At 46.1% G+C, this 15,275-nt stretch carries 10 protein-coding genes; all 10 read left to right on the top strand.

Annotated elements, in window-relative coordinates; genetic code table 11:
* The first annotated feature begins 41 nt into the window (after positions 1-41).
* The 10 genes from CSX02_RS04775 (at position 42) to CSX02_RS04730 (ending at position 15,267) form a co-directional block, all read left to right on the top strand.
* Positions 42-1,967, top strand: a complete 1,926-nt coding sequence (locus CSX02_RS04775; protein WP_099385820.1) for a hypothetical protein — start codon at positions 42-44, stop codon at positions 1,965-1,967.
* A gap of 774 nt (positions 1,968-2,741) precedes the next feature.
* Positions 2,742-4,730, top strand: a complete 1,989-nt coding sequence (gene metG / locus CSX02_RS04770) for a methionine--tRNA ligase (RefSeq protein WP_031543929.1) — start codon at positions 2,742-2,744, stop codon at positions 4,728-4,730.
* A 40-nt stretch (positions 4,731-4,770) separates the two neighbouring features.
* Positions 4,771-5,316, top strand: a complete 546-nt coding sequence (locus CSX02_RS04765) for an NUDIX hydrolase (protein ID WP_031543928.1) — start codon at positions 4,771-4,773, stop codon at positions 5,314-5,316.
* The gene (locus CSX02_RS04760; RefSeq protein ID WP_099385819.1) at positions 5,313-6,092 is read left to right on the top strand and encodes an alpha/beta hydrolase; all 780 of its coding nucleotides are present in this window, start codon (positions 5,313-5,315) and stop codon (positions 6,090-6,092) included. Before CSX02_RS04765 ends, CSX02_RS04760 begins: the two co-directional genes overlap by 4 nt.
* A complete protein-coding gene (locus tag CSX02_RS04755) occupies positions 6,089-6,874 on the top strand; it encodes a TatD family hydrolase (RefSeq protein ID WP_099385818.1) in 786 nt (261 codons plus the stop codon). Before CSX02_RS04760 ends, CSX02_RS04755 begins: the two co-directional genes overlap by 4 nt.
* Before the next feature lie 82 nt (positions 6,875-6,956).
* Positions 6,957-7,832, top strand: a complete 876-nt coding sequence (rsmA, locus tag CSX02_RS04750; RefSeq protein ID WP_099385817.1) for a 16S rRNA (adenine(1518)-N(6)/adenine(1519)-N(6))-dimethyltransferase RsmA — start codon at positions 6,957-6,959, stop codon at positions 7,830-7,832.
* A 2-nt stretch (positions 7,833-7,834) separates the two neighbouring features.
* Positions 7,835-9,460, top strand: a complete 1,626-nt coding sequence (locus tag CSX02_RS04745; RefSeq protein WP_099385816.1) for a GGDEF domain-containing protein — start codon at positions 7,835-7,837, stop codon at positions 9,458-9,460.
* Positions 9,461-9,464: 4 nt separating this feature from the next.
* Entirely contained in the window at positions 9,465-11,255 is a 1,791-nt protein-coding gene (locus tag CSX02_RS04740) for an ABC transporter ATP-binding protein (RefSeq protein ID WP_099385815.1), read from the top strand.
* 5 nt (positions 11,256-11,260) lie between these two features.
* Positions 11,261-12,985 (top strand): ABC transporter ATP-binding protein, encoded by a 1,725-nt coding sequence (locus tag CSX02_RS04735; protein WP_051637930.1) that lies wholly within the window; start codon positions 11,261-11,263, stop codon positions 12,983-12,985.
* A gap of 182 nt (positions 12,986-13,167) precedes the next feature.
* A complete protein-coding gene (locus CSX02_RS04730; RefSeq protein WP_099385814.1) occupies positions 13,168-15,267 on the top strand; it encodes a sodium-translocating pyrophosphatase in 2,100 nt (699 codons plus the stop codon).
* Positions 15,268-15,275: the final 8 nt, after the last annotated feature.

The following is a 15,275-nucleotide window of genomic DNA, read 5'->3' as shown; positions in this document are numbered from 1 at the left end:
CTACATATCGTGGGGACTTAAAGCTGGAGAAGGAGGCTTTTATGAAGAGGGGCAAAAAGATTGTTTCAATATTGATGTGTATGCTCTTGAGTATATGCATGATGCCGGCAAAACCGGATTTGGTAAAGGCAGCATATGAGAGCGCAACAGATGTCCGTATCAATGTCTCGTATAAGGAAGATTCTGCAAATTACGGAAAGGTACAGTATTCGCTTAACGGAACTGATTTTACAGATTTGACAACAGCAACCGTATCTGTTGCAATCGGGCAAGATCTGTATCTGAAACTGGTTCCGAATGATGGATGTCGCGTTGATTTGACTGCAATCCATTATCAGGATGCAAGCGTTGGCGATGTGGAATTGGCTACGGATAGCACAGGCGTTGCCGGTGCTTTGACCGGGCAGAACGGATACAAGGTGACAGATAATGTGACAGAAGTTACCATCAGAGATATTGAATTCAAGCAGGACAATGGCGGGCACAACGGACCGCAGGGCTCCAATCATGCGCTGATCAGATTGACGGGACCGACAGGCGACTGGGCAGTGAACCCGATGGTTCGCGATGATTATGATACCGTTTCGGAGAATGGAGCAACCGGAAGCTATGCGCGTTATGCATATACGGTTAGTGTGTCCGTAAACGACAGCCAGCGCACGAGAGCGATGAATCAGTATCGCAAAAACAGTGACCTGACTGAATATGAAGAACAGACGGTTGAATATAATCCGAATGGAGACGGCAGTACTGTAGCGATTAATCTTTTTACGAACTGGGGCAACCGAATCGAAGCGATTAAGATTAATGGTACGCCATATCAGGTACCGATTGATTTTGACAATCGAAATCAGTGGCTGAATGCGTTCACGGATCAGGGAATTAATCTTGTGATTCCGAATGTACCGGTTTCGAATACGATTGAAAATGGCAATGAAGTATATGAAGTTGAAGTGAAAGTCAGACCGATTACCGAGGAGGAATGTTTCATCGGCAATTTCCTTTGGACCAATGACAGCAAACATTTTGACCCGGAAATTACAGGTGTATATGACGATCAGTATATTGGTCATTCCAGACTGGAATTATTGTCTGTAACCTTTAATGACGGACGCGAGACCAGAACGATGAGCATTGATCAGTTGATAGATGAGAACGGTCATGAGACATATCCGTTTGTACATTTCCAGCTGGATCGGGAAAATTTTGAGACCGGAGCCAAAATGAGTGAAATGGTAATTCCGGAAGGTTCCTGGGTTACCATGAAGATTGAACCGGAGTATGGCTATCAGGTGAAATCGTTTGAACTGGGCAGCCAGAGTATTCGGATCGGGGAGACCTCCGTATTCAGTTTTCAGATTGGAAAAGGCAATTTCCATATCGGTGCACATGTCGAGAAGCAGAGTGATGATACAAAGGTTGAGACGGAAGCCGTAAAAGAAGCAGGAATTCAGTTGGCAGAGGGTACGCTCGATGCAGGATCCGCAAGACTGTATGTGGAAGATGCCGATGTTTCCGATGAAAAAGCAGCTGAATTTGACGAATATGCAGAAGAAAACGGATATGCCATCAGTGCAATCCTGGATATCAACATGAGCCAGGTATTCTTCAAGGGAACAGGAAACAGCGACGATGTATGGGCCAACCCTATGGAAGAACTCGAGACGCCGGCACAGATCGGGCTGGAACTCGAAGGCTATCATGGAGAGATGATTTCATTGCTTCATAACATTCATGACGGGGATGAGTACGAAGAAATTCCGCTTACCTATGATGAAGAGCTGGATATGTACGTCGGTGAAGTATCCGGATTCTCTAATTTTGCAATTGCAGAAAAAGAAGTCACGAATTCGAATCCGGCACCAAAGACGGGTGATCATGCGCCGATTGTTCCGGCATTATTGCTCTTCGCATTTGGTTTGGGACTTGAAACATACGCAGTGCTGCGCAAAATGAATCAGGCTTAACTCAGTCTTGACTTGATCCGGACCGGTGTGTCCATCCGAAACGATGGCGCACCGGTCCATTTTGCGTTTACCATTCACAGCCTGCGCTATCATAAACATCCTCGCCCCATGGTCCCGGTAAGCCCTTCACATTTTGCGAATATTTTAGGATTTCAATATGCAAAAGGCGAGCATCACTCATGTGTCTTTTGGTGAATGAACTATTTTGGAAAAAGGTTTATGAAGTGGCGGACACTTCATTTATTGATATTATGTACTCCTCAGTCTAAGGGATACCCGGGTTCAGACTCCGTTTGCCAAGTGAAATGACAAAATGAGTTTTGTGTTTATAGGCACCATGCATTACGCAACGTCGTGTTGCAATCGCATTTGCGCCGCCTTCCGTGGCGGCGCATGCCTATAAACATCAAAACTCATTTTTATTTCACTAGGCGCACTCCAATTCACCCGGGTATCCCTTAGATGAGAAGTACATATATGAAAACTTTTGGGTGTCCGCCAACGATAAACCTTTTTCAAAATTGTACAGGCATGCAAAAGACACATGAAAATCAGGATGCGAGCCTTTGCATATATGAAAACCAAAATATTCTTGCAAAGTGAAGGGCTTACCGGGACCATGGGGCGAGGATGATAGGAAATGCATGCTGTGAACGGTAACTTTTTGTGTGATGGAGCTGGTACGAATATTGACGAAATCGGGACGCGTGGATTATAATATTTACTTGAAAAATCGCGCACTCTCTCATTTGAGAATGCAAGAAGGAGATTAAAATGACAAACAAAGGAAATTATTACATTACGACAGCGATTGCATATGCATCAGGTAAGCCGCATATCGGAAATACCTACGAAGCTGTTTTGGCAGATGCGATTGCCCGTTATAAGAGAGCGGAAGGATACAATGTATTTTTCCAGACCGGCACAGATGAGCATGGCCAAAAAATTCAGGAAAAAGCAGAAGCTGCCGGAATCACACCAAAGGAATATGTGGATGATGTGGCAGGCCAGATCAAAGATATCTGGGATCAGGTACACACATCCTATGACAAATTTATTCGTACCACAGATGCAGACCATGAGGCATGCGTAAAGAAGATCTTCAAGAAATTGTATGATAAGGGTGATATTTACCTTGGCGCATACGAAGGTCTTTATTGTACACCATGTGAGTCATTCTGGACCGAGTCACAGCTGATTGATGGAAAATGTCCGGATTGCGGCCGTGAAGTAAAGCCTGCAAAAGAAGATGCATATTTCTTTAAGATGAGCAAGTATGCTGACCGTCTGATTGATTATATCAACGAACATCCTGAATTCATTCAGCCGGTATCGCGCAAAAATGAGATGATGAATAACTTCCTGCTTCCGGGTCTTCAGGATCTGTGCGTATCCCGTACCAGCTTCAGCTGGGGAATCCCGGTAGATTTTGATCCAAAGCACGTGGTATATGTATGGCTGGATGCGCTGACCAACTATATCACCGGTATCGGATACGATCCGGACGGATCGACAGATCAATTCAATCAGTTTTGGCCGGCAGATTTACATTTGATTGGAAAAGATATTGTGCGTTTCCATACCATTTACTGGCCAATCTTTTTGATGGCACTTGATTTGCCGCTTCCAAAGCAGGTATTCGGACATCCATGGCTGCTTCAGGGCGGAGAGAAGATGAGCAAGTCCAAGGGAAATGTCATCTATGCGGATGACCTGATTCGCCTGTTTGGTCTGGATGCGACCAGATATTTCGTATTGCATGAGATGCCTTATGAAAATGATGGAATCATCACCTGGGATCTTGTAATTGAGAGATTTAATTCGGATCTTGCCAATGTGCTGGGCAATCTGGTAAACCGCACCATTTCCATGAGCAATAAATATTTTGACGGAGTGGTACGCGCGACAGGTGCGACAGAAGCGGTTGATGATGATCTCAAAGCAGTAGTGACTTCCACAATTGCAAAGACACAGGAAAAGATGAAGAGCCTGCGTGTGGCAGACTGCATCAGCGAGGTATTCGCGCTGTTCCGTCGTTGCAACAAATACATTGATGAGACCGAGCCATGGGTATTGGCAAAGGATGAGGCGAAGCATGACCGCCTTGCGGAAGTACTCTATAATCTGGTGGAATCCATTACCATCGGAGCATCTGTGCTTCATCCATTTCTTCCGGAGACCGCAGAGAAAATCGTGGAGCAGTTGAATACAACACTGCGTGATTTTGAAGACTGCGACAAGTTTGGTCTGTATGAGAGTGGAAAGAAAGTGACAGACAATCCGCAAATCCTCTTTGCGCGTCTGGATGCAAAAGAGATTATGCCGAAGGTTGCTGAAATTCAGGCAGCGCAAAAGGCAGAATATGAGGCTGAGCAGGCCAGATTAAACGGCACAGCTGCAGCGGAGGATGAAGAAGTGATTGATATTGAAGCAAAAGAAGAGATTACATTTGACGATTTCATGAAGATGCAATTCCAGGTTGGCGAGATCATTGCATGTGAAGCAGTGGAGAAATCCAAGAAGCTGCTTTGCTCACAGGTAAAGATCGGAAGCCAGGTGAAGCAGATTGTATCCGGAATCCGCAAAGACTATTCACCGGAAGAGATGGTTGGCAAGAAGGTAATGGTTTTGGTAAACCTTAAGCCGGCAAAACTTGCAGGTGTATTATCCGAAGGAATGCTTCTGTGTGCAGAGGATGCAGAAGGAAATCTGTCTCTTATGACTCCGGAAAAGGATATGCCGGCCGGAGCAGAAATCGCGTAATCGTAATAAAAGAATTGATGATTTAAGAAAGGAGCCACACATGGAATATCTCGATATTGTCGATGAAAAAGGGAATCCGACCGGTCAAACGGCTGAGCGGAAAGAGGTTCATCGAAGCGGGACCCCGCACAGGACAGCACATGTGTGGGTCTTTCGAAAACACGAAGGGAAAGTTCAGGTCCTGTTGCAAAAACGTTGCAAGGACAAGGACTCTTTCCCGGGGTGCTATGATATTTCGAGCGCAGGCCATATTCCTGCAGGAATGGAAGTGGTCAATTCCGCACTTCGTGAATTGAAAGAAGAACTGGATTTTACGGTCTCGGAGGATGAATTGATTGAATGTGGCAGAAAACATGTTGTCATTCGCAATGAGTTTCGGGATGAGCCGTATGAAGACAATCAGTATTCCACAGTATATATGATGTGGCGTGATGTTCCGGCTGAGGAAATCGTATTCCAGAAGGAAGAGATCGAAAGTGTCATGTGGATGGATTTTGATGCATTAAAGAAAGCGGTGCAGGAACAATCGATTCCAAACTGCATCGATATGGAAGAACTGGTTATGCTCGAATCGCATATTTCATGAACAGACTACAAGGAGTAACTGTGGGCGAAAAGAAGAAAAAGAGAACCGGCCGCGTCGTCGCAATTGTGATCGCATGCATCCTGGCATTGTTAAGCGGATTTTATTTTTATGTCAGTGATTATTATCATGCAAGCGATGCCGCGGTCGCTGCAATTACGAGCCCTGCGGAAGGCATTGAAGTTGAAGAATACAAGGACAAGATGATTGTCTTTCGGCCGGAGAAACCGGTCGCGGGACTGATTTTTTATCCCGGGGGCAAGGTGGATTACAAAGCCTATGCGCCGTTGATGCAAAAGTTTGCAGACAACGGGGTACTTTGTGTTCTGGTGCATATGCCATTCAACCTCGCAGTCCTTGGAAGCAACGCCGCAGATGGTATTCCGGAACAGTTCCCGGAAATTGAAGACTGGTATATGGCCGGTCATTCACTAGGCGGTGCCTTTGCGTCCAAATATACAAAATCGCATGCGCAGGCATTCCGAGGGTTGATTTTGCTGGGCGCATATTCCTGCTATGATCTGACAGACACGGATTTGAAAGTCGCATGTATCTACGGATCGCAGGACGGGGTTATGAACTTCGACAAATATGAAAAAAACCGAAAAAATTTGCCGGACAATCATATCGAAAATGTAATCGATGGCGGTTGTCATGCTTATTTCGGAGACTATGGCGAACAAAAAGGGGACGGAGTTGCATCAATCTCGGTAGAAGAACAGATGGAGACAACCGTTGACCTGTCAATGCAAATAATAAAGGATAATAACGAACAATGATTTTTGAGACACATGCACATTACGAAGATCATAAATTCAACGAAGACCGGGATGAACTTCTTGCAGCGCTTCCAAGCTGCGGAGTCAGCCCGGTCATTAATGTTGGGTCAAAACTTTCCACGACAGAAGAGAGCGTGAAACTGGCTCAAAAATATGATTACATTTATGCAGCGGTCGGAATTCATCCGAGCGAAATCGGAGATTTACAATTGGAACCGACCGTAGAACGTCTGCGCGAATTGGCGCAAAACGAAAAGACCGTCGCAATCGGCGAAATCGGACTGGACTACTATTGGGACAAAGAACCGGAAGTTCAGAGTCGTCAGAGAGAATGGTTTCGGGCACAGCTGAAACTTGCTTCAGAAGTCAACCTTCCCGTAATCATTCATTCGCGGGATGCGGCTGCTGATACCCTTGAAATTATGGGAAACGCCGCTGCCGAAGGCATTCCCGGCGTAATTCATTGCTATTCCTACTCACCGGAAATCGCGCAGGAATATGTCAAAATGGGCTATTATATCGGCGTTGGCGGCGTTGTCACATTCAAAAATGCCAAAAAGCTGGTACAGACTGTTGAGCAGATTCCGCTGGAACGCATCCTGCTGGAAACCGACTGTCCGTATATGGCTCCGGAACCACATCGCGGTCAGCGCAATGACTCGCGCTATATCCCGCATATCATTGAAAAGATTGCACAAATCAAGGGGATTACACCGGATGTGGTCGAATCAACAACTGCCGATAATGCATATCGTCTGTTTAAAATTCAAGCGTGTCGATAAAAGCGTGGCTGGGATATGGCAGACATAAGAAATTCATGATAAAATAAAGTGATAAAACAGCGAAAGAAAAAGGAGCCTGTGAATGGCAACACTTGGAAATTCAAAGAATACGATAGAGGTCCTGCAAAAATACGGATTTCGATTTCAAAAGAAGTTCGGTCAGAATTTTTTGATTCATCCACCGACACTTGAGGGAATTATCGAAGCAGCGGGAGTGACAAAAGAAGACTTTGTGCTTGAGATTGGGCCGGGAATCGGCACAATGACACAATATTTGTGTGAGGCAGCCGGATCGGTGGTTGCTGTTGAGGTTGATAAGAATCTGATTCCGATTCTGGAAGATACCCTGCAGGAATATGATAATGTTGAGGTTATCAATGAAGACATTTTAAAGGTGGATATCGCAAAACTTGCGCAGGAGCGCAATGGCGGTAAACCAATTAAGGTGGTGGCAAATCTGCCTTATTATATTACGACACCAATTATCATGGGTTTGTTCGAAAGCCATGTGCCGTTAGAATCCATTACGATTATGGTGCAAAAAGAAGTGGCGGACCGTATGAAAGAAGGGCCAGGGTCCAAAGAATACGGAGCCTTGTCGCTGGCGGTGCAATATTATGCGAAACCGCAGATCATGCTGGAGGTTCCGCCGAGCTGTTTCATGCCGCAACCGAATGTCGGAAGCGCGGTCATTCGGCTGACCTGTCATGAAAAGCCACCGGTCAATGTGCAGGATGAAAAACTGTTATTTCAGATTATCCGCGCATCGTTTAATCAGCGAAGAAAAACGCTGGCAAACGGCTTGACCAATTTCGGCAGTTTCGGATTGTCGAAAGAAGAATTGCAGCAATGTATTGAGGAATTGGGAGTTCCTACAACAATCAGGGGAGAAGCGCTGAGTCTGGAGCAATTTGCAAAGCTTAGCAATATCATTTATGAGCATAGACTAAGAGGGTAGGCATGAACATTAACGACTATGATGCAAGTGTACAAACCTGGATTCGGGAAATTGTGGAAAACAGTGTCTCGAGCCCGGATAAAACATTAAAATTCTGCAATGATCTGATTGAATATGCCAATGAGAAGCAGGATGTAACCTTGCTTGGGTTCGGCTATTTTTATTGTGGGCTGGTGTATTATTGCCTGAATGACGGAAAGAATTTTTATGATTCTTTGAATATGGCTGTCCGGTTTCTCGATCAGGGCGGCGAATACGATTTGATGGCGAGATGCTATAACTTTCTTGGCATAAAGGCATCAAACGGAGGGAATATTCCGCTTGCGCTGGAATATTATACCAATGGCGTGAAATATGCGAATATGCATAATCTCAAAGAGCAGGAAGCGCTGATGAATATTAATCTCGGCGGACTGTTTCATCGCAGTGCGCGCTACCAGGAGGCGCAGCGCTATTATAAGCAGGCGATGGAGTATTTCCAGTCTCTCCCGATGGACGAATCGGTCCATACCTTTTTGCTGGCGCTTGAATGCAACCGCGTCAAAACCTTTGTCGCGCTGGGATATTTCCAGCTGGCGGAAGAGGCCATTGCGGGAATTCGCGAAAAGCATTGGGATTATGTGACGCAGATCGAGCGCAATATTGTACATTGCGCGGAAGCGATTCTGTATCATGAAGAAGGCGACAGCGAGAAGCGCAATCAGTGTGCACATCAAATCAGCGCGGAAATATCGCCGAAGATGGCAATTCTGGATTATTTTGATGATTATTACGATTATGCGAAAATGTTGCTGTCGACGGATCTGGCGGATGACTTCTGGAAAGTCGTGGATACGATTGAACCGCTGGTGAAGGACGCGGGCAGTACGGATTTGATGCTTAAGATTATTTCGCTCAAGATTCATTATTACCGCAAGACCGGCAGAAATGCGGAATATCTGCAGGCGACGGGACTCTACTATGAACTTTCGGAGCTCATGGAAGTCGAGACAAGGGAGATGGTCAACAATGTCATCAACCTGCGCCAAAGCCTCGAAGCGGCAAATCAGCTGCGCATTCAGGTGGAAAAGCAGAACCAGATTCTGGTGGAAAAATCAGAGATGGATCCGCTGACCAAGCTGGCAAACCGTTTCAGGTTAAACGACTATGCGGAGGAAGCGTTCCAGGAAGCGCTCAGCCGTCAGTCTACCATTGCTTTTTTTATCATGGATGTCGATTATTTCAAGGAATTCAATGATAATTACGGACATCAGCAGGGTGATCAGTGCCTGATTGAAGTGGCGGACAGTCTCCGCGCAATCGCAGAAGCGCATCATGGTTTCGCAGCGCGCTACGGTGGTGATGAATTTGTGCTGATGTTTACAAACGTAACTTTCGAGGAGACGGCAGGCTATGCGCGTGAACTGCGAGAACATATTTTGAACAAAAATATTGCTCATGAATTCTCGAAAGCAATCCCACAGGTCTCTCTCTCACAGGGAGTGTGCTATGGAATACCGAAGCGGAATTCGCGTGTCTGGGATTATCTGCGCAAGGCAGATGAGAATTTGTATGCAATTAAACAGATTGGCCGCAATAATTTCTGCGTGACCGATCTGTCTGATGAGAGAAAAGTAACAGGAGAATAATAACATGAAGTCTTTTCGATTTATGGTTCCGTATCTCAAAAGATACCGATGGAAGTATGTATGGGGTATGGTAATCCTGCTTGCGGTAGATATCGCAAATGTACTGATTCCGAAGATTGTGGCTTATATCACGGACGGTTTGCAGACCGGCGGCTTCGGAATGAATCAGGTACTCTTCTACTTAGGAATATTCTTAGCGTCCGGGGCGGTAATTGCCATCGGGCGTTTTCTGTGGCGCTATTGTTTTCATGGTGCATCCCGTTCCATTGAGCGTGACCTGCGCAATGATATGTTCCGCCATCTCGAAGAACTCGATGTCGACTTTTACCACGAAAACAAAACAGGTGATCTGATGAGCCACTTCACAAGTGACATGGATGCGATCCGAATGGCGATGGGAATGGCACTGGTTGCGGCATTTGATGCGACAATCATGGCAATTATGGTGCTCTATCAGATGATCGTATTTGTCAATCCGTTGCTGACGCTTGCAACCATGGTACCGATGCTTTTGATCCTCGGTGGCATGTTTGTCTATGGCAAGACGATTTCACCGCGATTTGCGGCCCGTCAGCAGGCGGTATCCGATCTGATGGATTTCACACAGGAGAGCTTTTCCGGTGTGCGTGTGGTCAAGGCTTTTGTGCGCGAGCGCGCGCAGTACCGTGAATTCCTGAAATATAATGAGAATGCGCGGAAAAAGAATCTGCGACTTGCACGGCTGCAGGCTGTGGTAATTCCGTCATTGGAGCTGATGATTGGATTCTCCATCCTGATTACGATTGTAATCGGTGGATATTTTGTGTTAAACGGCAAAATTTCTCTGGGCCGGTTTTTTGCATATAACCAATATATCGGGATGTTGGTATGGCCGATGATTGCATGCGGAGAGTCCATTCAGATGATTTCAAAAGGAATGGCATCGATCGACAGAATTCGCGGTATTTTTGAGACCAAATCCGAGCTGACGGCACCGGGCGTAAACGGGGAGGGCATGGATCAGGCGATTGTGCCTGAAATCAAAGGAGATATCGTATTCTCACATTTGAATTACAGACATAAAGGGAATGAAGATGAGACCCTGACGGATATTAACCTGCATATCAAAGCCGGAATGACAATGGCGATTGTAGGGCGAACCGGTTCCGGAAAATCGACACTCGTGGATTTATTATTGCATCTGTTTAATGTCGAACCGGGAATGATTTATATCGACGGCGTTGACATCAATGACATTCCGCTCAAGAATTTGCGTGAGCATATTGCATATGTGCCGCAGGATGATTTCCTGTTTTCGGATTCCCTTAAGGCAAATATTGCATTCGGCGCGCAGACAACAGATTTGAAAGCGATTCAAAAAGCGGCGATGAATGCCTGTGTGCATGATAACATCATGGAATTTCCGGAAGGATATGACACGGTTGTCGGTGAAAGAGGCGTGACACTTTCCGGCGGACAAAAACAACGCAGTGCGATTGCCAGAGCCTGGCTGATGGATGCGCCGATTCTGATTATGGATGATGCGCTTTCGGCAGTGGATACCGACACGGAAGAGCAGATTTTGAGCAATTTGCGGGAGACACGCCAGGGCAAGACGACGATTTTGATTGCGCATCGTATCTCGACGATACAGAATGCGGATCTGATCATGGTTCTCGAAGAGGGAAGCATGGCAGAACTTGGTACACATGAGGAACTGATGCAGCAAAAGGGCATTTATCATGATATCTTTGAAATGCAACAACTCGAAGCCGCTGCGGGAGAGAAGCGCAGTGAATTGATGAAAGAAGAGTAAGTATTATGAAACGATTATTTCATTATTTGAAACCGCATATATTCACGATGTTCAGCGCCTGTGTACTGGTATTGCTGATTGTTGCCGTGGATCTGTACAGACCGATTGTCATCGGAGATGCAATTGATACCTATCTGATTCCGGAGAACATCGGCAAATCAGGAGTATTCCGGCAGTTACTGAAAGTCGCATACCTGTATGCTGCTCTGATGGTGGCCGGATTTGTGCTCAACATCGTAAACAACTGGATTTTACAAAAGATGGGACAGAATATCATCTTTCGTATGAGGGAGGATATTTTCCGTCATATCAATACCCTGTCGTTGTCCTTTTTCAACAATACACCGGTCGGAACACTGGTAACCCGCGTGGTCAATGACACGGAATCCATCAACGAATTGTTTACTTCCGTTTTGATTAATATGTTTAAAAACGGAATCAAAATTATCGGATATGCCGTTGTGATGTTTGCCTATAATGCAAAAATGGCTTTGATTTCGCTGTCACTTTTGCCGGTGGTAGTTATACTGACCATCGTATTCCGATATTTTTCCCGCAAAGCATATGAGGCCGTGCGTACAAGAATTACGGACATTAACACTTATTTGTCCGAGCATTTATCGGGAATGCGACTGATTCAGATTTTTGCGAGAGAAGAAAAGAAATATCGTGAATTCGAGCAGAAATCCAATGACCTGTTCCGCGCAAACTGGCGCGAAATTATGACATTTTCCATTTTCCGTCCGGTGATTTATTTCATCTCGGTGCTTGCAACGATGCTCGTCATCGGATCCGGAAGCGTATTTTTGCTTTCAGATGAAATATCCTTCGGAATGCTGTATATCTTTGTAATGTATATTGGCAGTATTTTTGATCCGATTCAGGAATTTGCGGAGCAATTCGGAACGCTGCAGTCATCGTTGGCATCAGCCGGCAAAATTTTCCGCATCATGGATGTTCAGCCGGATATCAAAAATCCGGAAAATCCGGTGGATGTGCAGCTGAGCGGACGCATTGAATTTCGCAATGTATGGTTTGCGTATGAAGACGATAACTGGATTTTGCGCGATGTCAGCTTTGTGATTGAACCGGGGCAGAAAGTGGCATTTGTCGGTGCAACAGGTGCAGGCAAATCAACCATTTTGAATCTGATCGGCCGTTATTTTGACATTCAAAAAGGAGAAATCCTGATAGACGGAGTGGATATCAAGACCATTGACAAAGACCGGCTGCGCAGTGCAATCGGCCAGGTTCAGCAGGATGTGTTTATTTTTACGGGAGACATTCGAAGCAATATCACACTCGGAAAAGAAGAAATCGGTGAAGATGCCATGCGCGAAGCTGCACATACCGTCAACGCGGATACCTTTATCGAGCATTTGCCGGGTCAATATGAAGAGCCGGTAACAGAGCGTGGCAGTACACTCTCGACCGGACAGCGTCAGCTGCTTTCATTTGCGCGTACACTTGCCTACGACCCGAAGATTCTGGTATTGGATGAGGCAACCGCAAACATCGATACCGAGACGGAGGCACTGATTACCGAGGCCCTCGAGCGCCTGATGGAAGGCAGAACCACGATTATGGTGGCGCATCGACTGTCGACCATCCAGCATGCAGACAATATTATTGTTATGCATCACGGTCGGATTCGTGAGAGCGGTCGTCATCAGGAACTGCTTGCACAGAATGGGTTGTATCGTCGCCTGTATGACCTTCAGCTGGTATAGATGAGCATTTGGTCATAAAGTGACAAAATTGTAACTTGTTGACAAGTTGATTTTTATGAAATACAATTTTATATGTAAATAAGGTTTATGGCTACACGGGGAATACGTGTGGCCATATTTTGTCTTGAGGAATTTTTGTTTAGAATTTCACAAACAAAGGAGAAGAAGAGAGAGGAGATTATATGGACAACTATTTAGCTTTGTTCACACTGGCCGGCTCTATCTTAGCGCTGCTGTTTGCTCTGACAAGAGCCAAAAACGTACTTTCCTTCGGAGAAGGAAATGACACAATGAAAAAGATATCCGGAAACATCCGCAAGGGTGCGATGGCATATCTGACCAGACAATATCGCATTCTGATTGTATTTTTTGCAGCGATGTTTGTCATTTTGAGTGTGATGGCAGGATTCGGACTTTTGACCTGGTTCGTGCCGTTTGCATTCGTAACCGGAGGATTTTTCTCCGGATTATCCGGATTTATCGGCATGAGCATTGCGACCCGTGCAAATGCGCGTACCGCAAATGCCTGTCAGGAAGGCTTAAATCGCGGCCTGCGCGTCGCATTCTCTGCCGGATCCGTTATGGGATTTACGGTGGTAGGCCTGGGACTTTTGGATATTTCGATCTGGTATCTGTTACTGCGTATGGTATTTCATCTGGAACTGCCGGATATTACCGCAGCGATGCTGACATTTGGAATGGGTGCATCATCCATGGCACTGTTTGCCCGTGTCGGAGGCGGTATTTATACCAAGGCTGCTGATGTCGGAGCCGATCTGGTCGGAAAAGTAGAAGCGGGAATTCCGGAAGACGATCCGCGTAATCCGGCGGTAATCGCAGATAATGTAGGAGACAATGTCGGTGATGTGGCAGGAATGGGGGCAGACCTCTATGAATCATATGTCAGCTCAATTATTTCTTCCTGCTCCCTCGGAGTCATCGCATTTACAGCGATTGGAAGTGGCAAACTGGCCATTTCGGCAGTTGCGGTACCGATGGTAATGGCGGCAATCGGTGTATTGGCCTCCATCATCTGTTCGTTCTTTGTCCGTACAGGAGAGAGCACCGATCAGTCAACACTGTTAAAGGCACTTCGCCGCGGCACCAACAGTAGTGCGATAATGATTGCAATCGCCGCTTTTCCGCTGGTTTATTTCATTTTTGGAATGAACTACATTGGTTTTTATTTTGCTATTATTTCAGGCTTGCTCGCCGGTGTACTGATCGGTTTCTTCACAGAGTATTTTACTTCGGATACATATAGACCGACCCGTAAACTTGCATCTCAGTCCGAGACCGGCTCTGCAACCATTATCATTGGCGGTGTGTCACTTGGTATGTTATCGACCGTTGCACCGATTATCATTATTGCAATCTGCGTTATGGCTGCCTATGGTGTGTCCGGTGGATTTGGCGATGCCAATCTCGGCTTATACGGCATTTCGCTTGCAGCAGTCGGAATGTTGTCCACACTGGGCATTACACTTGCAACCGACGCATACGGACCGATTGCGGACAACGCCGGTGGAATCGCCGAGATGGCGGGACTTGATCCGGAGGTGCGCCGCAGAACGGATGCACTGGATTCACTCGGCAATACAACTGCCGCAACAGGAAAAGGATTTGCAATTGGTTCGGCAGCGCTGACCGCGCTTGCACTGATTGCTTCTTATGTGCAGAAAATCCAGCAAATTGATATGAAAATCAAACTGGATATGACGATTATGAATCCGGTTGTATTGATTGGAATCTTCATCGGAGCATGCCTGCCGTTTATCTTTGCGGCATTGACAATGGACTCTGTAGGCAAGGCTGCACAGAGCATTGTAAAGGAAGTACGCCGCCAGTTTAAGGAAATACCTGGTCTGATGGAAGGCAAGGCAGATGCGGACTATACAAGATGTGTTGACCTTTGTACCAAGGCATCGTTACGCGAAATGATTTTGCCGACTATTCTGGCAATTGTGACCCCGATTGTAGTGGGACTGATCCTCGGACACAATGGTGTCATCGGCATGCTTGCCGGCGCAACCGCGACCGGATTCCTGCTTGCCATTTTTATGGCTAACGCAGGTGGTGCCTGGGACAATGCCAAGAAATACATCGAAAGTGGTGTGCACGGTGGAAAGGGCAGTGATGCCCACAAAGCAGCCGTTGTCGGAGACACCGTCGGTGATCCGTTCAAGGATACTTCCGGACCGTCCATCAACATTCTGATCAAGCTGCTCTCAATGGTTTCCATTGTGTTTGCAGGACTTGTGGTTAATTTCCATATTTTTTAATCACGAAC

This window comes from Agathobacter ruminis, from assembly GCF_002735305.1.
Taxonomy (GTDB): Bacteria; Bacillota; Clostridia; order Lachnospirales; family Lachnospiraceae; genus Roseburia; species Roseburia ruminis.
This window is presented reverse-complemented; position numbering and strand designations above follow the sequence as displayed.